Here is a 23,845-nt window from a genome sequence, read left to right as displayed (position 1 = left end):
TTAAAACTATGAAGAAACCGCTTTATAGCGATCAAGCAATGCAGTCACAATATTTGATGAACAAAGGCTATTGGATGATTTAACCATAAGCAGATCCCCAGAAGAAATTTCTGCTAAAAGAAGCGGTAAAATTTTCTCAATATTTTCAGCATAATGAACCTTAACACCAGTAGACAAATCACTGACTAAAGATTTCATCGCCTCACCAAATAGAAAAACCGGATTAGCACCGGAAAGACGTATTGGTTTTATTAAATCACGATGAAGCTTTTCACTATACTCCCCTAATTCTAGCATATCCCCTAAAATAGCAATTCGCCGCCCCTCTTTCCCTACAGGTCCTGTAGCAAGAAGCTCAAGTGCAGCACGCATAGAAGCAGGATTTGCATTATAGCTTTCATCAATGAGATAAAATTCACCCCCATTTGATAAAGACAATTGATAACGAACACCTCGCCCCTTTTGAGAAGAAAAATGGCGAAAAGAAAGAAAAACAGGCTCTAACTCAACCCCCATAGCATCACAAGCAGCAATAACCCCTAAACTATTTTGCACAATATGGCGTCCTGGAGCACCAATTTGAACCTCCCTATCCCGCCCCCCAATACGCACAATCATAGAAGTACTATCAGTTAGAAGACGTATACCTCGCGCTTGATAATCAGCATCTTTAGTCTCACCAAAGCTTAAGATCTTCTTTACACCGCATTTCTTTGCTTTTTGAACGAGATAAGAAAAAAAATCACTATCCGCATTTAAAATGGCAATTCCTTTTTCATCTAATCCTTCAAAAATTTCAGCTTTTGCCTTTGCTATTTCTTCAAGATTTTTGAAAAAACCCATATGTCCTGCACAAATATGCGTAATGAGAGCAACATGCGGACAAACCAGTTTGACCAGAGGGCGAATTTCATCTCTATGATTCATACCAATTTCAAAGATACCATAATCACTCTCCATAGGCATCCGCGCTAAAGTGAGTGGAACCCCCCAGCAATTGTTTAAAGAAGCGAGATTCGCATGAACATTCCCAGCAGTTGCAAGAGCTTGTTTCAAAGCTTCTTTTGTCGTTGTTTTTCCCACTGATCCTGTTACCGCGATAATCTTAGCTCTTGAACGTTTGCGTGCAGCTTGTGCAAGTTGTTCTAAGGCTTGCAAAACATCAGGAACGACAATGAGTGGAGCCGATATCTTTTTCATATCCCTCAAACGGTGTTCCGCAACGATAAGAACACCTGCACCTCGTTCATAAGCTTGCGCAGCAAAATCATGACCATCAAGATGATGCCCCTTAATGCAGAAAAAAACATCCCCTTCCGCAAGAGTACGGCTATCAATGGAAACCCCAGAAAAAGTTTCTGGCATGCTTCCCATTACAACACCATTAATTGCAGCAACAAGTGCTTGCTTATCCCATAAAGCTGTCATTTCTTTCGGTCCTCTAAAGCTTCTATCGCTTTCAGACGATCTGAAAAAGGATAAGTTGTCTGCCCTATAATTTGGCCATCCTCATGACCTTTTCCAGCAATGATTAATGTGTCACCAACTTTCAAAAGCTCCACCGCGTAAGAAATAGCCTCACCACGATCTGCTATCTCTATTGCTGTTGGCACCGCCTGTAAAATATCCTTGCGTATTTTTTCTGGCATTTCTGTGCGAGGATTATCATCCGTTACAATAACAATGTCCGCTTTATCCGCCGCAATTTTTCCCATCAAAGGTCTTTTTCCTTGATCACGATCTCCTCCACAACCAAAAACAACGATCAAGCGCCCTTGCGTAAAGGGACGAACAGAAAGCAAAACCTGCTCCAAAGCTTCTGGTTTATGGGCATAATCAATATAAACAAGCGCATTATTTTCTGTCTTTCCCACAAACTCTAATCGCCCAGGTGCCCCCTGCAAAGTTTCAAGCGCAGAAAAAACCTTACGAGGTGAAGCACCCGTTGCAATTGCTAACCCCGCTGCCATAAGCGCATTGGCTACCTGAAAATCTCCAGCTAAAGGCAAAACAAATGTATAAATATTGTTTTCCACACGACACTCAATACACTGTTTTGAGCGTTGATGTTCAACACGATTAATCGTGATAAATTGCCCCTTACGACCAATTGTCAAAACACGGCGACGCGCTTGTGTGACAACATCAATAACCTTTTGTGAATAGACATCATCAGCAAAAATCAAAGCAGGAGCAGATACAGGCAAAAGTGTATCAAATAACCTCATTTTAGCCCGCAAATAATCCTCTACCCCCGTGTGATAATCCATGTGATCTCGCCCTAAATTGGTGAAGGCACCAGCCGTTAAACGGACTCCATCAAGTCGCCCTTGATCAAGCCCATGCGAAGAAGCTTCAAGAGCTGCATGTGTCACACCTTCATGAGAAATTTCATAAAGAAGACGGTGCAAGACGACCGGATCAGGTGTTGTGAGAGAACCATAAACATTCCGTTTAGGAGAAACAACACCAACCGTTCCTATACTCGCAGCACAAAATCCAACATAAGTCCAAATTTGCCGAAGAAAAGAGACAACAGATGTTTTACCACTTGTACCAGTCACAGCAACGACCGTTTCAGGCTGAGAACCGTAAAAACGTGCAGCTGCCAACGCTAAACTATGACGAACATTAGAAACACGTAAAATGGGAACAGATAAATCCTCAAGAACAGCATGACAATCTGTAACGATTGCTCGTGCACCACGCTTTATCGCATCATCTATATAGTGTCTTCCATCACTTTTTTTTCCTTGAACAGCAACAAAAACATAGCCTGGCAAAACTTGTCGAGAATCCGCACTTATTCCTGTTATTTCTATTGAAGAAAGACTTTCATCTTCAACGCATTCTGTAAAAACTGTTCCCAACAACATGATAACGCACCTTTATATTCATTTTACCGTTGTTTAACGAAACTTGAATTGCTCTTTTTACTTAAAAGAGGCTCATATTCTTTTTTAAAATCGGGTTTTACACCAAGAAAACTAGCTGTGCGACGAACAATATTAGCAAGCATTGGTCCAGCATTCATCCCCGCTGTTGCTGAACGCTGTCCCTCAGCAGGCTTTGGTTCATCAATAATTGTTAAAACAACATAAGCAGGATCCTCAATAGGAAAAGCAGCAAGAAAACTATTAAAATTTTTTGTTTTAGAATATTTTCCATTTTCAACTTTTTCAGCTGTTCCTGTCTTACCACCTACACGATAACCTTCAACTTTTGCATTACGTCCAGAACCAATATCACTATTTAATTTATAAAGGTAACGCATATTTTGACTTGTTTTAGCCTGCAAAACCCGTTTTGCATGGTGCAAAGTTTGTTCTTTTGGCCGTTTTAAAAATGTCGGAGCAATTAACCAACCACCATTCATTAAAGCAGCAGCCCCGACAGCTGTTTGCAAGGGTGTTGTTGCCATACCATGCCCAAAAGAAATCGTCATAGAATGGATATCCTTCCAATGATTTGGCACAATAGGGTGGGCAACTTCAGGCAACTCTGTTGTGAGACGATCCAGTAATCCAAGTTTTTGCAAAAAACCACGATGTTTATCAATCCCTATCGCCAACGCCTCTTTAGCAGAACCAATATTAGAAGAATAAATAAAAACCTCCCATAACGTTAAGGGTCGATTTTTTCCATGAAAATCATGAATAGTATAGCCACTACTTGCTTTTATTGGCTTTGAAGCATCAATAATACTGTTTAAATGAAAAATATCGGAATCAAGAGCCATAGCGGTCGTAAAACTTTTAATGATCGATCCCATTTCAAAAGCTCCTGCCGTCATCCGATTGAGACGATCACTTTTTAAAGCTTCAACAGGATTTCCAGGATCAAAGTCTGGTAGTGATGCCAAAGCCAAAACTTCCCCCGTATGTATATTTAAAATAACAGCTCCTGCAGCAATTGCCTTATAACGCTTCATAGCCTGAATAAGTTCATCATGAACAATTGACTGAACACGCACATCAATCGAAAGCTGAACTTGTTTTAATGATTCTTCCATGGCAAGACCAGCGGCACGCAAAGCACTCAGCCCCGCATCATCAATGTATTTTTCCATACCTGCAATGCCCTGATTATCAACATTCACCATACCGAGAATATGAGAAGTTACAGGTCCATCAGGATAAAAACGACGAATTTCAGTCCGAAAACCAATTCCTGGTATACCAAGAGCCATAATTTGCGTCTTCTGCATTGGTGTTAACCCACGCTGTATCCAAGAAAAACCAGATTTTCTTTTTAAGCGCTTATAGGTTTCCTGCCAATTAAGATCAGGCAAAACTGTTGAGAGCAATTCAATTGTTTCATCCACATCAATAATACGCCGTGGCTCAGCAAAAAGTGAATAAGTTTTAATATCTGTTGCCAATAAACGACCATTACGATCAACGATATCAGGCCGTGCCATCAATTGAAGTATTCCTGGCCCCTTTGCTTCTTCAATCTGTCCACCTTCCAACCCATAAGAAATAAGGCAAGCCCCCATGATTCCATATAAAATTAAAAAGCAGAACAACGAAAAAAGCAAACGTGGACGACTAGAATAGGGACGACGAACAGAAACATTATGATTATTCAACGAATTCTTTAAACGCTTTTTCTTCTGTGAGAATAAAAAAGTCGATTTCATTACTGCGCGCCTTTTTGGACAACACTATTGATCTGAGAAGCTCGATTATTTGTCAAAATATCCTGATTATCTTCCAAGATATTTTGTTTAATCACTTCTTCAATTTGATCATGTACCTGTACCGGAATGTCTTTAAACTCCACGATTTGACGCGGCTGTATAACCTCTAACCCAAGTTCTTTCTGATAACGTTTCGCAAGTTTTTGCATGCGTGAAGGCCTTATCATCACAGCCCACTCAGCATGAAGCAAACTTACCGTATTTTTTGCTGCAGCAATTTCATGCTCAAGATGAAGAACTTCGTTCATTCGTTTTTGAACATCATATTTTACCTTATAAGTAAGTCCTGCCATACAAATCATAATCAACACTAAAATCATATCAAATGTACGAAAAACTGTCATTTTTTGCTGCCTTCAAAACTGGCAATCTCTGCTAAACCAAATAATTTCATATCTGCTGCAAGAGCCTCTGCTTCAGTCCGTACACCAATACGCAACCTCGCAGAACGTGAACGAGGATTTTTCTGTAACTCCTCTTTAGTTGCCGTGATCCCACCTTTAAACAAAGGAAAAAATGTTGCTGGAGCAGCCTTCATTTCAGGCAGATAGCGTGATCTCATACATTCTCCAGAACGAGCCGAAAAAAATCTTTTGACCATACGATCTTCAAGAGAATGAAAACTGACAACCCCCAAACGGCCTCCAGCTTTTAAAACGCGTTCAGCAGCAAATAAACCACATGCCAATTCACCAATTTCATCATTAACATAGATACGAAGAGCCTGAAATACACGTGTTGCTGGATGAATACGATCTCCCGGTTTACGTCCTATCAACGCTTCGATAGCATACGCCAAATCACCTGTACGCAAAAAAGGCTGTACAACACGACGCTTTTCAATCATCCGTGCAATTCGCCCCGCATAACGCTCTTCTCCTAATATCTTAAAAATACGTGCCAAATCCCTTGCTTTTAAATGATTGACAACATCGCTGGCTGTAAAACCAGTCTGAGCCATTCGCATGTCCAATGGACCATCTTTTTGAAAAGAAAAACCTCTTTCTGCTTCATCCAGCTGCATTGAAGAGACACCAATATCCAAAATAACTGCATCCACCTTCTCTTCAACGACACGATCGAGCTGTGAAAATGCCATATGGACCAAACGAAGACGTGGAAAAAATTCTTCAACAAGCGATTGTCCTGCACTGATAGCATGAGGATCACGATCAAGAGCGATCACCTGTGCCCCTGCCTTTAACAAAGCGCGCGTGTAACCACCAGCACCAAAGGTGCCATCAATTACTTTTGCTCCAACCAATGGCATAAGCCCAGTCAAAACTGGCTGCAACAACACTGGAATATGGCGTTCAGCTCTTTGATCCTGATTTATCAAAATAATCCGTCTTGAAGTTATGCTGTCTCAAATCAACAGCTCTCTCATGGCAACTGATCTTAGAATAACCTAGCCTTCAACTTTCATATTAATCACAATGAACGAAAAAACTAAAGTTATCCCAAAACAGATCCTAACGCATTATACTTAAAGAAATGTTATAATTTTTTAAAACACTCTTTGCTCAAGTGTCCATTTCAAACACATAGACTCCATAAAAGATCATATATAATTGATCTTATAAAATATCGCGTATCATCATGAAATATCAGTCGGCCTATAAGCCGGGTTCTGTAGAGTAAAGCTTACACTTTACATGGCAACCATTCATCTGGGACGGATGTTACCATCCGCCTCGTGCAACCTACCCGAATGACTCGCCCGGAAATCGGCTGCAAATTAAATTTTGCACGTCATTTCTATTTGGTCTTGCTCCCGGTGGGGTTTACCTTGCCACATTCATTACTGAATGCGCGGTGGGCTCTTACTCCACCCTTTCACCCTTACCTATAAAAATAGGCGGTTTACTTTCTGTGGCACTTTCCCTAGGGTCACCCCCGCCGGGTGTTACCCGGCACCGTCTTTCCATGGAGCCCGGACTTTCCTCACCTGCCATATTTCAGCATCAGACAAGCGCGGCTGCCCAGCCGACTGACGCATTAATTTATAAAACATTTTCTGCTCAATGAAAATAGCATCTTAAAATATTTTATGACAAACCTCTCTCAACAGATGTTTTTATTTTAATGAAGCCAGATAAGTTTTCACTTTTGCGCAATATTTCGCCGAAATGGAATTCATTTTTTTTGCAGCATGACCTGCGTTATATTTAAGGATTGTACCACACGTACTTCCACCACTGAGTTTATACGCCCGTGCCAAATAACGCATACCATATTCAAGATTGGTCGCAGGATCGTACAAATCCTGTACAGAACCACTAAAGCCCAACCCTCGTGCCGTAGAGGGTTTAATTTGCATCAAACCTATTTCGCCAGCAGCCCCCTTTATACCTGCCTTATAATTACTTTCAACTTTTACAACAGCATGTGCTAAATTAACGGGAACATTATATTTATTCGCAAGTTTCTGAATAAGAAACTCATAAGGGCGATCAGGAATCTTAGGAGCAACAATCACTGAGGCTTCTCCTGATTCCGAAACATTTAAGACACTATGAGTCCAACTTATGTCAAATACAAAAAATACAGCACACGCTGTATTTAACAAGATTTTCAAAAATTGCATTTTCTTTCTCTTCACTCAAACATTCTCAAATTCTAGCCGCAAGTAATTTGCAAACGTATTATACAAAAAAAGAAAGCAAAAGAACGGCTTGAAAAAGGAAAGAGTAAGACAATTTCAAGATAAAATCATGTAACAAAAGAATATCTCTTTATTCACAAATCATAGATTTCTCTATATCATAAAATAAAAAAATAAAGAAACTATGGTTAATCTTATAGCGTATTAAATAAAATGATATAATCTATAAATTGCTGCTATCGCTATTGTATCACTTAATTTTTATATTAAAAAAATAGCATCTTAACTAGATGTAATATTTTTTACATAAGATTATTAATTTTTTTATTGGGATCAATCCCACAAAGTAAGAGAGACAAGAGCATCTTTTTACCGAAGATGCTCAATATCAAGAAAGTTTCATAAAAATATAAACCGCTATCAACGCTTCTCTCTGGTTAATACCCCCCCCACAGCACTCTTTATATCCGATAAAACCTCAACAAATCACAAAACAAATCCCCCCATTATCGCACATAAAAAATTCATAAATATACTAAAACCATCATACTCTTTACCAATTCAAAATATTGCAACAGACTTTTAGCTCTCAAGATGTCTCAAAGAAGCTTTTTAATTCCTTTTTAAAAGAGCTGTTATCCACACAGTCCTCCCACTGGTAGTGTACTAGAAACTAATTTTGATTTTTTCACCATGGATAAATTTAAAATGAGAAAATTTTACAATTCTTAAGATTCTTATTCAATATAATAATGATAATTTATCATTATAAAACAATATACTAAAGAAGTTACATCCGTCTTTGTCTCTACAATAAAGCCTAACAATTACTTGTGTCTGTTTTTTTGAAAAATGTTAGAAAACTCAATACCCCCAAAGCCTTTTTAAATAAAAATAGACCTCTCACCTTCATTCAAATATTTTTTCTTTGTCACAGACTATCACCTTATCAGCCTTGCACTTCATTTTCAGAAATCATACAAGTGGATAAATATCCTAAAATCCGTAGAACAAAGAAAGCTTAAATCCTTTTAAAAAATTTTATTTTCTCATATCAAATAAAAAAATAACTGGCATATAAAATGCGATTAACGTATTTTATTATAGTCAATACTGCTTTTGTCATTGTAGCGATTGATAATGCAATTAACTTGACCAATACCCTTGATAGATTTTCTATCTCTCCTGTAATGATTGCAACATTACCGTTATACTCCGACTGCACACCTTTTGAGTAAGATAAATTTGTTAATTATCTTACAAATTGATTATCTCCTCGCACTTTTCAAAACTTCACGAAAAGCTCTTTCTCCTTTAAAACCCAAAAGCGCAATTAAAAAATAGCTAAAAATAAGCATTAGCAATGGAAGGACGAGAAATCGCTTTTGAGAGAGCCATAGCAACAGTTTCACCAGATTTTTGAGCCTGCTCACGACTCTGACCACTTTTAGCAGCAAGCGCAATTACATCACGACGCAGCTGCGCAATAAACAACTCTTGCTGTTGAGGGTCCATCTTAGAAAGATGCTTGATAATATCTGGAAAAGACACGGACAATCTCTCTAACAACTCCTCCTCTGTTACATCAAGCTTCTGAGAAGAAAAAGAAGAACGACCGGAAAAAAACTGATAAACAACACCACTTCGAGAAGCAAAAAAGACAGCGCCAAAAATAAAAAATACGAATAAAATAAAAATAATACGATGCGAAAAAGATCCCATTATCTCTTACCTAAAGATCACAGAATACAAACATAGATTCCTTTTATGATTCCCCTTATAGCATTCAACAATGCCTCAATAAAGAAAAATCAAATTATTAAAAATGAATACGCTAACACTCTCCGCCCAATAAGACCCGCCCCTCTATGTATTTAGGTACTATAGGCGAAACAATAACAGATCTTACACTTCCCCCCTAATAACACTTTACATTTCCTAAAATAATTACAAAAAGCCTGACTGAGGAAATCCTCAGTCAGGCCAGACAATCTAGGGGATCCACGCGGGGGGGGGGAGGAGGTTCCCCGATTGTCCTCTTACATCAACCACTAAGATAGCCGATGCAATATTCTTGCTATGGAATAAAATTTTTTAAACAACAAGAAATTCTTATCATCTTCTACGCAAAAAAACATAAAAGAATTATAAATTATTTAAAAATGTTTAAATTTAGGCAAAAAAAGTTCAAAATGACCCAATTTGAAGCAATTTTATTTCTAGAAGCACCAATTAGAATCTACGATCATTATAACTTTTAAATAGTTTCTTTCATAACTCTGATGATCATAATTTAAAAAAAACAGTAATTTCTACGTATCCACCCTATAAAAATCAAACTACGTAAAAGTAGAATCATTTTTCCAACAGCAATCACCACAAAAAGAAAAACGTAGATTTTTAAAATCTTACACAAATAACCGTAAAGAATGAAAAACATCTTCTTGCAAGAAATCTATGAATTATTCATATAAAACAATAAATTAGAGAAATAAAATCTTATCTATTTTTATAAAAAATTGCTGTAAATGATCATTAAAATATTGTTACATCCCTCATGTAAAAATCAATGAAGAATTTAAACTGCTTAATCTTATGAAAAAATGAGAACTCTGAAGGTATTTGTTTCGAATCACGCCCCATCGTCATTCCAAATAACGATAAATCATTTTACAATAACCAACAGTCTCTAACGCATTTTAACATAACAAACCGAAATCAATGCAGACATTTTCTCTTAATCTCTATCATTTAAATGATCCCGTAAAATAATACACACAGTAGTTTCTGTGATAAAAAATTGTATAGTCTGTTCTTCTAACGTAAACAATTCATTGATTTACAATCATAACTCATCATTTACAATTTACATGAGAGATCTCAAGAACGTAAGGTTCCCTTATTTTCAATCTTCATCTATTGAATCAATGAATAGCCATACTATCGCACATTACACACAAGAAGAAGCATATGGATAAAAAACATAAAACGATAATGCCGGCTTACAACTTTTATTTAAACTAAAGACGATGGTGCCCTATCAATTTTACGCTATACCCACGGACTGCGTCATAAGATGAGCGGCAAACATAAAAAGAAAGAAAATACGTTTGGCAAGAACAATGGACTTATTTAATAACCTTCATAACTTCTCAATGATAAAGAGATACGAAACTTTAGTGTAATATCACGCTTTTCTTTCCTACTTTCAGCCACGGACTATCCATAGATCATCGCCGATCTTATTTTTATGAATATAATGCAAAACACATAGATGAACACCATATATGAATGCTTATAGGAAGAAATAAACGTAAAGCCAGATGCGTTATTATAACCGTTGTTGTACAAAATGTTTTTAAAATTCAGAATATCACTCCAATCATTACCAATTTATGAGTAATTTTATGGCGTCATCTACCAAGCTTTTACTTTTTCTATTACTTGTAAATCAACACCTGCTCTAAACATAACAATATGTTTGAAATAAAGATTAGAGAAAATGAGAGCCATGTGAAAAATCCTAGCTTTTATATGCCCAATTAGAGTAAAAATATTTACGTCTGTTTGAGAAATCTTAAAAAGCCATCATTCATTTTGGAAGAAACATAAAATCCCAAAGATAAAAAACTATTGCTATCTTTACCATCCCCTTCATTTGCCTTTACGACTTTCAAACACGCTCATAACGCTGTATTTTAAATAATGAAAATCATGCATTGTCTCACCTTTTTACTTTTTCGTCTTTTTAGAGCATCTTTTTGCACTCCTCACTAAAAGTTCCAAGGCATTTCTTATCTAAGAACCTGTTTTAAAGAGATATTTTAAGACTATTGGACACACCACCTCTGACATTTATGAAGGTATGAGCCATCACTATATTATATGTGCGGCATTATATCATATTGCAGCCGCAAAGATGTATTTTCTTTTACAAACGGTATCATTAAGATAAATACCTTCTTTTGTAACAGACAAACAGACTCTTTTGGATTCTGAAACAGGAAATTTGAAATGAAAAAATATTCCTGTATTCAAACCTCTCATTGAGTCTAAAAAAATCAATGATCTTTTAAAATCAATATATTGGCTAATAACATAAATATGATATCAAGACACCTTAAATAATGTCCTCATAGGCTTAACTCTATAGAAGGTGCTTTCATTATACAGCCTACACGCCGCTATAAAACACCAATACTCCCATATAAAAACATAATACAAATGTAAAAAACAATAGCTTATCAATGATTGAATAAAGTTTTATCTCTACGCTATTCCTTGAGAAAAATCAGAGAATAAAGCACGTTAACAAACGCGATTTATGCAAAATCTACTTGTTTATCTTTGATATCGTCAACCAATAAACGCGGATCACGAGCAAGCCAAAGCGTAACCATACCCTCCTCACTGTTTTCATTTTGTATAGGAGTAAGACAAACCGTTTGTTCTAGAACAAGTCCCGCATTTTTAAGCCATTGTTCTATTTGTAAAGCCGAAAATCCAAGACGCATATGCGCTTGATCGGAATATGAAGGCTCAATTTCATGATAACCAAAATCCACAATCAATAAACGGCCATGAGGACGCAAAACTCTTGATATTTCATGAAGAAATATTTCAGGATTTTCAAGAAAATGTAAAACCCAATGAAGAATAACTAAATCAAAAGTTGTATCTCCAACAGACAAGTGCAAAACATTGCTATCAAGCACGACTTCAACCGCATGCGTATAAAGATTAGAAAACAATTTTAAGATAGAGCCTCCACCTCTTCCAATATTCAGCATCGTCTGAAATGGTTTATCGCCAATGATTTCAAGTAAAGCGTTTTCTACACCCTGATCTGCCATATAGGATGACCGTAATACATCCCATTGCAACGTATTTTGTAAGAAATGCTTCTTCCTCGTTTTTTGACGCTGCTTTTTGACATCCTTCAAACGTTCTAAATCATGCGCTAACAACACATCATGCTTTGGCAAAGCCGAAAGAACACCCATCACAATGTCTTTACCCCAAAAATCATGACAAAGCTTAAAATAAAGGCTATCTCCCTTCTGATAACGCTCAATCAATCGAGCTTCGTACAAGAAACGTAAATATCGTGATATACACGCTTGCGACTGATCAAGAATAAAAATAAAATCAGGAATTGTTAAATCTTCATGACGCAAGAGCGTAAGAACACGTAAATGGCTTACTTCTGCGACCGCTTTCAGCAGCACAATCATTGCATCTAAACTTGCACTTTTTTGCATAATTATCCCCTAAACATTCCTATAAACATTTGTTTATAGGAAAAAAAGTCAAGCATACAACGCATATTCTCATCTATTTTGTTCTCTCTATTTTATCATACTATGAAAAAAATAGGCTAATGTAAAAAACGAACAGATCTTATCTCCCTGCAGCTCGTTATAATGAGAATGCATTGATTTATAATAATAATTCATTCATTGTTAACTTGAATAAAAAACCGGAATACCGTAAATTTTTCTCATTTCAAATCTATTCATGATAAATCAATCCAAATCATTCTCTTACAGCTCATAAACGGAGGGGACATATGGATAAAAATATCTTTTATACCCACCTCAAAACAAGAACTGCATACCATTGAGAAAAAATAAATAACATGATAGTGCCAGCTTGCATTTTTATTAAGTAAAGATAATAATGCTCAATGACCAGAGCATTCGTAGAAATAGTACTATACTCTTCATCCCCTCCTTTTCATTTCAATTTTACAAGCAATAACCGGTTATATATCATGAGTAGAATAACCCTATTTAGGTCATAATTTCATAAAGTGTCTCTTACTCTTTGTTTAATGAATAAAAACTTACACAGAGTACACACACTTTATTTATGAAATAACAAACGCAATAAAGTACACTATTATTCCAACAAAGTTGAGATAAGAAAAAAATTTCTAGCGTGTAAGAGGTTTATAATTTGCATGCTTAGGATTAAGAGATTCCGCCCCAAGACGACGAACTTTATCAGCCTCATATTCAGCAAAATTACCTTCAAACCATTCTACATGACCATCACCTTCAAAGGCTAAAATATGTGTTGCCAATCGATCAAGAAACATACGATCATGCGATATGATAACTGCACAACCAGCAAAATTTTCCAATGCATCTTCCAATGCACCTAATGTTTCAGTATCAAGATCATTTGTCGGTTCATCAAGAAGAAGCACATTCCCCCCCTCTTTTAGAAGTTTCGCCAAATGTACGCGATTGCGCTGCCCTCCTGATAAATTTGCCACCTTCTGCTGCTGATCTGCCCCCTTGAAATTAAAAGCCCCGCAATAAGCGCGGCTATTCATCTCATATTTACCTAATTTAATAATGTCATTTCCACCAGAAATTTCCTCCCAAACAGTTTTATCCCCCACCAAGGAATCGCGACTCTGATCCACATAACTCATGTGAACTGTTTCACCGATACGTATTTGACCTGAATCGGGCTGTTCCTGTCCCGTCAACATTTTAAACAAGGTCGACTTTCCCATACCATTGGCCCCAATAACGCCGACAATGCCACCAGCAGGAAGTTTAAAAGAAAGAGAATCAATCAATACACGTTCACCATAAGCTTTAGAGAGATTATCAACCTCAATAACAACCTGTCCTAATCTTTCTCCAATAGGAATAATGATTTGTGCCTCTCCAGGACGGCGCTCACGGGCTGCTTGAACCAACTCATCATAAGCCTTAATCCGAGCTTTTGACTTTGCTTGTCGCCCCTTTGGACTAGAAGCGATCCATTCTTGCTCACGTGATAAAGCACGTTGACGCGCTGCCTCTTCACGGCCTTCTTGAGCCAAACGCTTGGCTTTAGCCCCCAAATAAGCAGAATAGTTCCCCTCATAAGGAATACCTCTACCGCGATCTAACTCTAAAATCCAACCCGTTACATTGTCGAGAAAATAACGATCATGGGTTATCAAAAGCACAGCCCCTGGATATTCACGTAGATGCCTCTCAAGCCAAGCCGTCGTTTCAGCATCTAAATGGTTTGTCGGTTCATCCAAAAGTAATAAATCAGGTTTTGACAAAAGCAATTTACAAAGTGCAACACGCCGCTTCTCACCACCCGAAAGTTTTGTTACATCCCCATCGGCTGGCGGACAACCAAGAGCAGCCATAGCCATTTCCACTTGACTTTCTAAATCCCAAAGACTTTGACTGTCAATAATGTCCTGAAGCTGTGCACTTTCATCAGCCGTTTCCTCGCTATAATTCATCATCAATTCGTTATAACGCTCAAGAATTTCCTGTTTATCTGCAACACCTTCCATTACATTGCCACGCACATCTTTGCTCGCATCAAGCAAAGGTTCTTGTGGTAGATAACCACAGCGTGCTCCTTCAGAAATCCATGCTTCTCCCGTATATTCCTTATCTAGCCCAGCCATAATACGTAAAATAGTTGACTTCCCCGCACCATTTGGCCCTAAAATACCGATCTTTGCATCTGGATAAAAAGACAAATGAATATTTTCTAGAACTTTTTTATTGCCGTAAGACTTGTTAAGCCCAGCCATATGATAGATAAATTGACGTGCCATAAATTTCTCTTTATATTGTGCGATATTAAAGATTAGGATTTTGAAAAAACTGCTTTTGCTTTTTGAAACTGTACAGTAAATAGCACTTACATCGTATCAAAAGCTTTTCGCTTTATATTGGTACATTTTTTCTAATCTCACAAGCCCCAGTATGGTCCTGAATGCAAAAAAACATCTCCCTAAAAAGCAAAAAGCAAATCTTTTTAGCTGTACCTGAAACCTGTTATCAAACATTACCTCTCTTTTCCATACCAGATATAACATTGTATTTTTATCGTATTAAACCAACTTATCAATGTAATATGGTACCACAAAGAAAAGCAATTCTCTATGCGCCTTCTTTTCTCGCTTTATGGGCTTTATATTACGCAGTAAAAAATCCTTCTCTTTTTTCATCGATTTTTTGCTACGGAAAGCAATGGACTTCACCCCTTGCCTTGATATGGCTTAAATTACGTTTACAAAACGACCGCCGCCTTATGGGATCTGACGTCCCAAGCCCAATGATCATGAAAGCTTTGCATCAACACGTAGCAACAAATGAATACAGTGCACTTCCCATTGGTACGTGGTTACAATTCGTAAAAAATTATAAAACCAATTGTAAAAACTTATCCATCCCCCTCTTTTGGCTTGATAATTATAAAAATAATATCAATATCCAGCACATCATTTCAAAACTTCAAGACGACATATAGCTTTTTAAAAATACGATAAAAGCTCATCTCGTATAGGAATATATTTATGGAAAAAAAAGCCTTAATCGTCATTGATGTTCAAAATGACTTCTTACTAGGTGGAGCACTTGCCGTACCACAAGGTGATGCTATTTTACCCGCCGTCAATAATCTCATAAATCATTTTGACCACGTTATCTTAACCCAAGACTGGCATCCCAAAAACCATTGCAGCTTTGCTTCCTGCTATCCTGAAAAAAAGCCCTATGATACAGTCATTCTTGACTATGGTCCTCAAATACTTTGGCCTGATCATTGCATACGAGGAACACAAGGAGCAGAATTCCATCCATCTCTTAGAGTAGAAAAGGCACAACTTATCCTTAGAAAAGGCTATAATCAAAAAATGGATAGCTATTCTGCTTTTCTTGAAAATGATCAAAAAACACCAACAGGTTTACAAGTTTATCTCAAAGAACACGGTTTTACTAAGCTCATTATGTGTGGCTTAGCAACTGATTTTTGTGTCGGATTTTCTGCTCTTCACGCTATGCAATGCGGTTTTAAAGTCAGTGTTTCATTAAATGCCTGTGCTGGTATTGATGTAAACGGATCACTAAACACTATGCTTAAAACGATGAACGAAGCTGGTATAGAACTTTTAATGGTCTCTTAAAATATCCTTCTCTAATCTACCATTATAATACACTGATTTATAAAGGATAAATTATTTTACACATATTTAAGTAAGAGTCCAGAATATCGTAAATTCTCTCATTTCAAACCTGTTTCAAAAACATTCTCTTACACGTTACAAAGAGAATCAATGTATGAATAAATCATTCAAGAAAACAGTAAGAATGCTTCTTATGACCCATTAAATGCAAGAGCTTGTCATAATATTGAAAGCTGGTAAAAAGTATAACATCAACTTTCTGTCTTATATTTAGGTCAAAAAGTATCCTAGAGATTGTACATTATTCCCTTCATGGGTAGTATCATGCAATGAACTCAACTTAAAAAAAACGCAAATAAGCAATAAAATAGTATTTTATTTTGCATGAAAGACCTCTTTTTATTCAAAGATATGCGATCAACAAAAGCGTGAAAATCTCCATTACTTAGACACAACATGTTTATACAATTGACGATTCTTAAAACGAATCGAAGAATATAATGCCATTCCAATAATACAGATTCCCACAAGTCCTGTTAAAACTTCAGGAACCGATATAATCGTTTGCAGATACATAATCACTGCAAGAACTAGAATTGCATAAAAAGCACCATGCTCTAAATAACGATAATGCAATAATGTTCCCGATTCAACCAACATAATTGTCATAGAACGAACGTAAAATGCACCGATACCAAGACCTATCGCAATAATAAAAAGGTTATGTGAAAAGGCAAAAGCACCAACCACGCCATCGAAAGAAAAACTAGCATCAAGAACTTCTAAATAAAGAAACGCCCCTACTCCCCCGTGAGCTACTGTTGTTAAAGTCTTTTGAGGAGTATCCAAGAGATGACCAACAACTTCAACACCGATAAAGGTCAAAAGTCCATAAAGGGCTGCCAATAAAAAAGTTATTTTATTTTCTGCGTCAATCTGACCTGAAACAAATAAGATCAAAATCAAAACAATTGCAATATCAATTCCAACAAGCGCCCCAAACTTTTGAGCAGGTCTCTCTATAACATTAAGCCAATGCACCTCTTTTTCAGAATCAAAAAAATATTTTAAGCCAACCATCATAAGGAAAGTTCCTCCAAAAGCAGCAATCCCCATATGCGCATCGGTTAAAACTTCAGCATATCGATGTGGTTCCCATATCGCTAATTTGACTGCCGCAATTGGATTAATCCCAACAGCAACGACAACCACCAATAATGGAAAAACAATTCGCATCCCAAATACAGCTATCAAAATGCCCCATATAAGAAAACGACGACGCCACAATGGACTCATTCTACTAAGAACACGCGCATTGATAATAGAATTATCAAAAGATAAAGAAATTTCCAAAATTCCTAAAACAACGCAAATAAAAAAATATTTAAGAAAACCAGTAATACTTTCCGTCTCAAACCAACCAATAACCCCTCCTAAAAAGACACCAATAATCGTGAAAAAAAAAGCAAACCCAAAATAGCGTAATAGGGCCATGATCATTCCTCAAAGTTTATTTTCTACTTCATCTAAAGCACACCCAGTACAAATCCAAAGTTTGCATCTCTTTAAAGTTGCATCTATTAATGCAGAGGTGTATAGAATATATATGGTAAAGTTACATGAAAATTCTCTCAAAAAAAGCAAGAGACAAATGTAGCAAACAAGGAATTTTGTTTTGAAGTGAATATCAATTGTCAATACAATAAGTGAAAGATTGCTTTCTATCCACGAAAATAAAAAGAAATTAAAGCTATAATATTGACATTATATCATAGAATATTAATACATAGTGTGCTTTTATTATTTAATGATTTATACCATGATGATTTACCGAGGGAGATAATTCGTGGCACGTCCTGAAACTGAATCAAAAACCATATTTGGAAAACGTTTACGTTATGTACGTCTTGCTTTAGGCGATCCATCACGTGAAACCTTAGCTAAAAGTTTTAGCATGACAAAAAATTCCATTGCTTTTTATGAGCGTGGAGAGAGAGAACCCAATCTTAGTGTCTTACAAACATACCGCACGTTATACGGTGTCAATATTAATTGGCTTTTAACTGGACAAGGAAAAATGTTTGACACCGAATATACAAAAGGTGATTTTGACTGGAATTATTTTATTAAAAAAATCGAGGGACTGGAAGAAACACTTGCCGATAGTGATCGTAACGAAAAACTAAATCAAGAAAAAATCGACAGTTCTTATGAAAAATTGCAGCAATATTTGTCAAGACAAGGTTTATCAAATAGTTTTAACCCTAAAACTACAACCTCTCTTATCGATATGAAAGCTAAAATGGCCAATTCTTACACCCTTAGCTTATTCATTGATTTACTCATTCGAAGCGTATCCCAAAAAGAGGTTATAGCTAATCAATAAACGTCTATTTCAAAAGAAAAAACAAGAAATGATTAAACTCTACCAGTATGGAGAAAAGTGTTTTTACTTTATCCGTGCTGGTGAAATTTTGTATAATTTATAAATTTTGTTTCTGTAACGACAATAAAAATATTTGCGTTGTAAGTGAAAGTATAGTGTCTTTAACTTAAAAAAATAATTTTATAGTATAAAATTCTCATTCATATCTTATTGACAAGAAATTTTTTCTTGTTAAAAGAATAATAGCTCTCATAGAAATTATTTTTTTAAGTCAGAAAATTTAAGGGGAATATATTGACGACTTCCTATAGAGACATACATTAATGTTTACAAACGGATTAGTTAAATATTTATCCTGAAAATTATCAGCTATTTTATGAGGTGAGAAACATGTATTTTGAGGTGTTTCAAGGAGTTCACAATCAATGGTACTGGCGTTTAATCTCAGGAGATGCACAAAAAATTGCTTTTTCTAGTAAAGGCTATCCAACAAAACAAGATATCCTAATCAATATTGAGCAAATAAAAGAAGTTACACATAAGGCTCTTATTAGAGAACTACAATCCTAACGTTCTTTACCATTAAAACAAGCGTTTATTTTGTATAATGGTATGTTGAGTTATTTTTGTGACAAATGAACAGTGATTGTTTTTCCCTCAATGGGAGGGTGTTTTTTGTATTATTTCTGACGCTTACAAATAACAGTCATATTCTTACAGATTATGTGTTTATTTTCAATCACACACAAATCTCTATAGCCTTTATCAAAAAGAAAATCTCTTAAGTCTTGTATTTTTCATAAAAAATAAACGCACATGAAGAGAAGATAAACATCAATGAGAGATATAATTACTCTACAAGATATTAATATCTTTTACGTTCATATTCCTCTTCTGTATCTGATAATCATAACTGACTTACCCATTTCATCTTCATAAAAAGCAAATATCTCTTTCTTCCTATTATCATGCAATTTTTTATACCTATTAGCTGAAACTATCGTAGCATTTATACCTTACATCTAAAAGGAACGTGCAAAATTGTTTCCAGCAATAATATAAAATTTCTGGATTGTATAGACGCGCTTTTTAATAACCAGCCTACCTATAAACTGGTTTATCATCATAAACTCTTATTTTATGACCAACGACGCTCTGTCTTATAAACTTAAATGTTTTCATAAAATCAGAGTAAACTTGAATATTCTCTTCTAATACAATATCTCCATCAGCACCATAATTGGCTTCATTAAAGTTTATCTCTCTCGTCATTCCAATCTTCCTAACACATTTTCAAACCCTTTAATGCAAAATATGAATACAATCACTCTTTATCATCTTCAGATTTAAGCATTTTTTTATATTTCTTTTCATTTTTTTCATATTGCTTAATTTGTTTTTTCAGTTTTTCAATTGCTTGGTCACGTCTTTTAATCACCATACTTTGCTCTCTAATAGCTCTATCTCGTTCTTCAGTCATCTTCATAGAATCTCTTAAAAACTCATGCTTTATTCTTCTAGATTCCTCTTTTAAAATTTTCACTTGACTGCGATAATATAAAGAAAACCGAAATATAACCCCGCTGCACAACAAAACAACAACCATTGCTCCCAATAAAATTTCGTTTACACTCATTTGGATCTCCCTTAATTGTCGCTCAAGTGATCATCTTGACCAATTTATTTCATCCTCAATCAAAAAAAGAATGCAATAAATCGCATGTTCCAAGTGTGAACAATCACTCTCGGCATTCTTATTTTCTCCATTAAAGCATTGATCAATGGCGCAAACAAATCTCTGAAAGCGGCTAAATCTACACTCACACCAATTATTTGCGACACATTTATTGACACAAAATACAAAAAATAAGGAACGTCAAATAAAACTAACGACGCAATGCAATCATAAAAGCCTTGCCCAAATCGTTCCTATCTTCCTTTTTACGCCATGTGGAATGCGGCTATATGAAAGTTTTTCATTATTACAAAAATCTTCACTGTCATAAAGCACAGCATTTCTGTAAAATTTTGCCTTCCCACAAATCTTTACATCACCATAAACTAAAGCATCATTATAAACTCGAGCCTTTCTACAATCACGAGTATCACCATAAAATTCAATACATTGAACATTCAAAACTTGATCAAAAAAGACCGCATTAGCGTAAACATATGCATCTCCACTCATATTCAAATAACGATAAAGTTCTTATTTTTCATAAACATGCAAACTCTTACGAACGACTACACAACCATATGTTAATGCATTGTTATAAATAACAATATCATTGTAAACACAGACTTCATTATAAACCGCAGCATCATAAAAACACACTCATCCCCATAAGGGCATTGATCGAATGTATAATTCCACCAAACAACCACCTTTGTGGATCAGATTACCTTCCTATTTAATAAAATATCCAAGATCACTTTTTTGATATTTCCCAATTTTTTAATGCATATATACGATATACCATCTGATAGTGATCTAATTTATTACAATAAAGGAGAAATCAGTATTCTTTGCCTATGAATTTACATTTTTTCTACAGCCATTATCCTATCTCTTAAGGCTCTAAAGCTTCGTTATATTCACATACTACCTCAACGCAGAATTTTTTTTACAAATTCTGATGTTGGGGTATATCTTGATTTATAATGCTGCTACGTATACTATCACAGTGAAATCTCATAAACATACGAGTGTGTATCGCCCTTTCTGGTATACACATTTACTTTTTCACAACCGTGGAACTAAGCAACCATTTTTATTGATTCGAATCTGAAAGTGTATGGGGACATTTTGTTATTAGTTAAAAACAACTCTATATGCTTCCTTAGCGAAGAGCTACACATGGATATTTTCACGCTCCTTGTATCATATATTCTGGATTCGCAACGCAATATTAACGCTATAGCGTAAATATGTAAAGGTCTAAAAATGACAAAGACTGAAAAAGATTGGTTCCAACGCTTAGTTGAATTGATAAAAAGTGACGGACGAACAATGATTGAAATAAGCAGAGCTGCAGGCTGTGGACAAAATTACGTCCAACAAATGATAAATGGGGGAAAGAGGCCTTCTGTAGATAAACTCATGGCTATTTTGAACACACTGGGAAATGCTAGTGCCATATATGTAATAACTGGTTTCAACATCTCCGATGAAGATTTAAAACTCATAACTTTGATTTCGTCTGGAGATAAAAAGAAGATTGAAGCCTTAAATGTTCTGTTGAATGAGCAGAATCTGTAGAATTTTCTACTTTATCCAATATCGCTTGCTTTTGAGACGTCGATAAAGACTCCCATTTCACAATAATATCAGATAAAGTTGTTTCAAATTTTTTATCATTCTTCATAGTCATACTCCATGTAGTCAAACTATATAACGCTAAAGCGTTCAAATATATCTCATACCTTAGAAAAAAATATTTGCAATAGGCAGTATGGAAGCAATTGTGTACAAACTTATTTTACAAAATCAGATGAAGTTCTATTAGTCATGTACCATGGTGAAACAAAAGGCATCACACGATCCAGACCTTACTTATGAAAATTGGTATAATCTATCAAAAACGCGAATAATGTTACGCAGATCTTGCGATTCGGACCAATGAAAACTAATGTGAAAATATCCCTGAAGACACTCCTGAACTCTATATAAGAGAACACGAAAAAGCTTTTTGAAAAAATACATCACAATTTTATGCTACATAGCACTATCTATGTTTTTTAAACAATATTGCAAAGCAAGAATATAACAATGTTATAGGAATAAATTCTTATAAACAGAGCCACACTACCTAAAACTCTGTAACACGTTTACAGGTAACCTCCCCTCTAAACACACCTTGTAAATACTAATATAAGTCTCTATCATGAGCAAAAATGATATTCTTAAAAAATAAAACGAATCACCACGCACAATCTTTGTACGTAAATTGTATACAGATTTACAACAAGAGAGAAATTCCCTTATGCAAATGAAGAATTATATTTTCAAAGTATGATTTTGAAGAAGAAGTGTACTTTTACAAAAAAATCCCCCTCTCTGCCAATACTTTTTCATAAGAGAGAAAACTCATAACAAAGATAAAACTCTCTACACGATCAATACGAGAAAAAGGTTAGCAATACAAAAAAGTGGTAGGTTTACCGCAATATTGCCAATCCCTTATGAGAGTAAAATTAAAAAAGACATCTGCTCTTCAATAATAATTCGGATCACATGAAAACTCTATAATTTGAACATTAAGAAAAAAATACACAAAGACAGAAAATGGCATTTTAACGATTTTTTTAATATCATAGAAAACATTTCTTACAGAATAATAAAATGCTTATTACAATAAAATCTGGATGATGCAAAGCGATAGAAACAATCACTCAATTGATTTTTCAAAGAACAATTGATGAAATTCTTTTCAAAGAACACGCCTCCGTCACTATGAACAATATTTCTCAAAAATCAAATAGAACTCCTTTCTTGGGAAAAAGAAAATATCAACAAATGTTATCATCGTTGACCCCATGATACATATGAACGCCTATAGATCACATTCTCTTATATACAACCTTTCATCACGATGATGCTATTCGAACGTCTAAAAGACATTAACATCACTTAGAAAAAAGCAAATTTACACTAAATGTTTTTTGAGCCATTTGTTCTGAACAGGTCCAATCTTTAAAATTTGTTTTATTGAGATCTGTTTATTTGCAGAACAAGTATAAATAAATTTATCTAATGAAGCTTTTAGTCTTCTATTTTATGAAGCACATCACACAGGAAAAGTACAAAACAGTATATGAATTAAGCAAGTAAATAGCGACACATATCAGTTAATCAAAATGCTACAATGTTGCAAATGAGAGAACTTCTTTGATGAGACTAAAAAAATGAAACAAACAACGACTAAAGGATTTTAGAACAAACAGGAAAATAAATAAAAAAAACGAAAAAGGTAGAATCTCAAAACTTTTATATAAGCGATCCATTTTTCTATTGGATATTTCCCTATTGGTGGGCCCGGAGGGACTCGAACCCCCAACCAAGCGGTTATGAGCCGCTGGCTCTAACCAATTGAGCTACAGGCCCCACATAGGTTGTTTCTCTCTAAACTAAAATGCCCTATGATACAAGAGCTGACAAAGATTATAACCCATCTTTTTCTCTTTTCTATTGGTTTTTTTTTCAGTGCTCTAATT

Annotated in this window: 20 protein-coding genes, 1 tRNA gene and 1 other RNA gene; 6 read left to right on the top strand and 16 right to left on the bottom strand. The window is 35.5% G+C overall.

Going from position 1 to position 23,845, the window contains the following annotated elements:
• Nucleotides 1-6: 6 nt before the first annotated feature.
• The 7 genes from murF to ACFILD_RS03750 form a co-directional block, all read right to left on the bottom strand.
• A complete protein-coding gene (gene murF, locus ACFILD_RS03780; protein ID WP_375664782.1) occupies nucleotides 7-1,428 on the bottom strand; it encodes a UDP-N-acetylmuramoyl-tripeptide--D-alanyl-D-alanine ligase in 1,422 nt (473 codons plus the stop codon).
• Nucleotides 1,425-2,876 (bottom strand): UDP-N-acetylmuramoyl-L-alanyl-D-glutamate--2,6-diaminopimelate ligase, encoded by a 1,452-nt coding sequence (locus tag ACFILD_RS03775; RefSeq protein ID WP_375631181.1) that lies wholly within the window; start codon nucleotides 2,874-2,876, stop codon nucleotides 1,425-1,427. Before ACFILD_RS03775 ends, murF begins: the two co-directional genes overlap by 4 nt.
• A gap of 23 nt (nucleotides 2,877-2,899) precedes the next feature.
• A complete protein-coding gene (locus ACFILD_RS03770; protein WP_375658189.1) occupies nucleotides 2,900-4,642 on the bottom strand; it encodes a peptidoglycan D,D-transpeptidase FtsI family protein in 1,743 nt (580 codons plus the stop codon).
• Nucleotides 4,642-5,046: a hypothetical protein gene (locus tag ACFILD_RS03765; protein ID WP_273790787.1), complete on the bottom strand. Its 405-nt coding sequence runs from the start codon at nucleotides 5,044-5,046 to the stop codon at nucleotides 4,642-4,644. Before ACFILD_RS03765 ends, ACFILD_RS03770 begins: the two co-directional genes overlap by 1 nt.
• Nucleotides 5,043-6,041 (bottom strand): 16S rRNA (cytosine(1402)-N(4))-methyltransferase RsmH, encoded by a 999-nt coding sequence (gene rsmH, locus ACFILD_RS03760; RefSeq protein WP_273790788.1) that lies wholly within the window; start codon nucleotides 6,039-6,041, stop codon nucleotides 5,043-5,045. Before rsmH ends, ACFILD_RS03765 begins: the two co-directional genes overlap by 4 nt.
• A 264-nt stretch (nucleotides 6,042-6,305) precedes the next feature.
• Nucleotides 6,306-6,696, bottom strand: an RNA gene (gene rnpB / locus ACFILD_RS03755) — RNase P RNA component class A.
• 83 nt (nucleotides 6,697-6,779) lie between these two features.
• Nucleotides 6,780-7,289 carry a lytic transglycosylase domain-containing protein gene (locus ACFILD_RS03750; protein ID WP_375631183.1) on the bottom strand — a complete coding sequence of 170 codons (510 nt, stop codon included), beginning with the start codon at nucleotides 7,287-7,289 and terminating at the stop codon, nucleotides 6,780-6,782.
• A gap of 1,100 nt (nucleotides 7,290-8,389) precedes the next feature.
• Between ACFILD_RS03750 and ACFILD_RS03745 the strand changes: the two genes are divergently transcribed.
• Nucleotides 8,390-8,545: a hypothetical protein gene (locus ACFILD_RS03745; protein WP_273790790.1), complete on the top strand. Its 156-nt coding sequence runs from the start codon at nucleotides 8,390-8,392 to the stop codon at nucleotides 8,543-8,545.
• Between the two features lie 106 nt (nucleotides 8,546-8,651).
• On the opposite strand, the gene ACFILD_RS03740 is transcribed toward ACFILD_RS03745, so the two are convergent.
• From ACFILD_RS03740 to ettA, 3 genes are all read right to left on the bottom strand, one after another.
• On the bottom strand, nucleotides 8,652-9,029 hold the full coding sequence (locus tag ACFILD_RS03740) for a hypothetical protein (protein WP_375631184.1): 378 nt from the start codon (nucleotides 9,027-9,029) through the stop codon (nucleotides 8,652-8,654).
• A gap of 2,600 nt (nucleotides 9,030-11,629) precedes the next feature.
• Complete coding sequence (locus tag ACFILD_RS03735) at nucleotides 11,630-12,568, bottom strand: methyltransferase domain-containing protein (RefSeq protein WP_273790792.1); 939 nt, start codon at nucleotides 12,566-12,568, stop codon at nucleotides 11,630-11,632.
• 674 nt (nucleotides 12,569-13,242) lie between these two features.
• Nucleotides 13,243-14,892, bottom strand: coding sequence for an energy-dependent translational throttle protein EttA (gene ettA / locus ACFILD_RS03730; RefSeq protein ID WP_375643447.1), 1,650 nt, complete (start codon nucleotides 14,890-14,892; stop codon nucleotides 13,243-13,245).
• 161 nt (nucleotides 14,893-15,053) lie between these two features.
• Here ettA and ACFILD_RS03725 point away from each other — a divergent pair, with 161 nt between their 5' ends.
• Both ACFILD_RS03725 and pncA read left to right on the top strand, forming a co-directional pair.
• Nucleotides 15,054-15,590 carry a hypothetical protein gene (locus tag ACFILD_RS03725; RefSeq protein ID WP_273790794.1) on the top strand — a complete coding sequence of 179 codons (537 nt, stop codon included), beginning with the start codon at nucleotides 15,054-15,056 and terminating at the stop codon, nucleotides 15,588-15,590.
• A gap of 46 nt (nucleotides 15,591-15,636) precedes the next feature.
• Nucleotides 15,637-16,245 carry a bifunctional nicotinamidase/pyrazinamidase gene (gene pncA / locus ACFILD_RS03720; protein ID WP_273790795.1) on the top strand — a complete coding sequence of 203 codons (609 nt, stop codon included), beginning with the start codon at nucleotides 15,637-15,639 and terminating at the stop codon, nucleotides 16,243-16,245.
• Between the two features lie 441 nt (nucleotides 16,246-16,686).
• Here the strand turns inward: pncA and ACFILD_RS03715 are convergent, their stop codons facing one another.
• On the bottom strand, nucleotides 16,687-17,739 hold the full coding sequence (locus ACFILD_RS03715; protein WP_375658186.1) for a DUF475 domain-containing protein: 1,053 nt from the start codon (nucleotides 17,737-17,739) through the stop codon (nucleotides 16,687-16,689).
• Between the two features lie 352 nt (nucleotides 17,740-18,091).
• Here ACFILD_RS03715 and ACFILD_RS03710 point away from each other — a divergent pair, with 352 nt between their 5' ends.
• On the top strand, nucleotides 18,092-18,631 hold the full coding sequence (locus ACFILD_RS03710; RefSeq protein ID WP_273790797.1) for a helix-turn-helix transcriptional regulator: 540 nt from the start codon (nucleotides 18,092-18,094) through the stop codon (nucleotides 18,629-18,631).
• A gap of 390 nt (nucleotides 18,632-19,021) precedes the next feature.
• On the top strand, nucleotides 19,022-19,201 hold the full coding sequence (locus ACFILD_RS03705) for a DUF1508 domain-containing protein (RefSeq protein WP_273790798.1): 180 nt from the start codon (nucleotides 19,022-19,024) through the stop codon (nucleotides 19,199-19,201).
• A 531-nt stretch (nucleotides 19,202-19,732) separates the two neighbouring features.
• Here the strand turns inward: ACFILD_RS03705 and ACFILD_RS03700 are convergent.
• From ACFILD_RS03700 to ACFILD_RS03690, 3 genes are all read right to left on the bottom strand, one after another.
• Nucleotides 19,733-19,903: a hypothetical protein gene (locus tag ACFILD_RS03700; protein ID WP_375631186.1), complete on the bottom strand. Its 171-nt coding sequence runs from the start codon at nucleotides 19,901-19,903 to the stop codon at nucleotides 19,733-19,735.
• Nucleotides 19,904-19,955: 52 nt separating this feature from the next.
• Entirely contained in the window at nucleotides 19,956-20,267 is a 312-nt protein-coding gene (locus ACFILD_RS03695; RefSeq protein WP_273790799.1) for a hypothetical protein, read from the bottom strand.
• Nucleotides 20,268-20,534: 267 nt separating this feature from the next.
• Nucleotides 20,535-20,819 (bottom strand): hypothetical protein, encoded by a 285-nt coding sequence (locus ACFILD_RS03690; protein WP_375645318.1) that lies wholly within the window; start codon nucleotides 20,817-20,819, stop codon nucleotides 20,535-20,537.
• A 756-nt stretch (nucleotides 20,820-21,575) separates the two neighbouring features.
• Here ACFILD_RS03690 and ACFILD_RS03685 point away from each other — a divergent pair.
• Entirely contained in the window at nucleotides 21,576-21,890 is a 315-nt protein-coding gene (locus tag ACFILD_RS03685; RefSeq protein WP_007347852.1) for a helix-turn-helix domain-containing protein, read from the top strand.
• Here the strand turns inward: ACFILD_RS03685 and ACFILD_RS03680 are convergent.
• Both ACFILD_RS03680 and ACFILD_RS03675 read right to left on the bottom strand, forming a co-directional pair.
• Complete coding sequence (locus ACFILD_RS03680; protein ID WP_273790801.1) at nucleotides 21,814-21,996, bottom strand: hypothetical protein; 183 nt, start codon at nucleotides 21,994-21,996, stop codon at nucleotides 21,814-21,816. The two genes, ACFILD_RS03685 and ACFILD_RS03680, sit on opposite strands and share 77 nt — an antisense overlap.
• A 1,662-nt stretch (nucleotides 21,997-23,658) precedes the next feature.
• Nucleotides 23,659-23,735 (bottom strand) — tRNA-Ile (locus ACFILD_RS03675).
• Nucleotides 23,736-23,845 lie beyond the last annotated feature (110 nt).

Source organism: Bartonella sp. CL162QHHD, assembly GCF_042195435.1.
In the GTDB taxonomy this organism is placed as follows: Bacteria; Pseudomonadota; Alphaproteobacteria; order Rhizobiales; family Rhizobiaceae; genus Bartonella.
Note: the sequence above shows the minus strand (reverse complement) of the source record. Positions and strands in the feature narration are given on the sequence as shown.

Excerpts from the sequence above, each read along its gene's own strand:
- ACFILD_RS03735 (WP_273790792.1), bottom strand. The coding sequence starts at position 12,568 with ATGCAAAAAAGTGCAAGTTTAGATGCAATGATTGTGCTGCTGAAAGCG.
- ACFILD_RS03685 (WP_007347852.1), top strand. The coding sequence starts at position 21,576 with ATGACAAAGACTGAAAAAGATTGGTTCCAACGCTTAGTTGAATTGATA.
- ettA (WP_375643447.1), bottom strand. The coding sequence starts at position 14,892 with ATGGCACGTCAATTTATCTATCATATGGCTGGGCTTAACAAGTCTTAC.
- ACFILD_RS03715 (WP_375658186.1), bottom strand. The coding sequence starts at position 17,739 with ATGGCCCTATTACGCTATTTTGGGTTTGCTTTTTTTTTCACGATTATT.
- ACFILD_RS03775 (WP_375631181.1), bottom strand. The coding sequence starts at position 2,876 with ATGTTGTTGGGAACAGTTTTTACAGAATGCGTTGAAGATGAAAGTCTT.
- ACFILD_RS03700 (WP_375631186.1), bottom strand. The coding sequence starts at position 19,903 with ATGACGAGAGAGATAAACTTTAATGAAGCCAATTATGGTGCTGATGGA.
- ACFILD_RS03725 (WP_273790794.1), top strand. The coding sequence starts at position 15,054 with ATGCAAAAAAACATCTCCCTAAAAAGCAAAAAGCAAATCTTTTTAGCT.
- murF (WP_375664782.1), bottom strand. The coding sequence starts at position 1,428 with ATGACAGCTTTATGGGATAAGCAAGCACTTGTTGCTGCAATTAATGGT.
- pncA (WP_273790795.1), top strand. The coding sequence starts at position 15,637 with ATGGAAAAAAAAGCCTTAATCGTCATTGATGTTCAAAATGACTTCTTA.
- ACFILD_RS03765 (WP_273790787.1), bottom strand. The coding sequence starts at position 5,046 with ATGACAGTTTTTCGTACATTTGATATGATTTTAGTGTTGATTATGATT.
- ACFILD_RS03745 (WP_273790790.1), top strand. The coding sequence starts at position 8,390 with ATGCGATTAACGTATTTTATTATAGTCAATACTGCTTTTGTCATTGTA.
- ACFILD_RS03750 (WP_375631183.1), bottom strand. The coding sequence starts at position 7,289 with ATGCAATTTTTGAAAATCTTGTTAAATACAGCGTGTGCTGTATTTTTT.
- ACFILD_RS03695 (WP_273790799.1), bottom strand. The coding sequence starts at position 20,267 with ATGAGTGTAAACGAAATTTTATTGGGAGCAATGGTTGTTGTTTTGTTG.
- ACFILD_RS03690 (WP_375645318.1), bottom strand. The coding sequence starts at position 20,819 with ATGAGTGGAGATGCATATGTTTACGCTAATGCGGTCTTTTTTGATCAA.
- ACFILD_RS03770 (WP_375658189.1), bottom strand. The coding sequence starts at position 4,642 with ATGAAATCGACTTTTTTATTCTCACAGAAGAAAAAGCGTTTAAAGAAT.
- ACFILD_RS03740 (WP_375631184.1), bottom strand. The coding sequence starts at position 9,029 with ATGGGATCTTTTTCGCATCGTATTATTTTTATTTTATTCGTATTTTTT.
- ACFILD_RS03705 (WP_273790798.1), top strand. The coding sequence starts at position 19,022 with ATGTATTTTGAGGTGTTTCAAGGAGTTCACAATCAATGGTACTGGCGT.
- ACFILD_RS03680 (WP_273790801.1), bottom strand. The coding sequence starts at position 21,996 with ATGAAGAATGATAAAAAATTTGAAACAACTTTATCTGATATTATTGTG.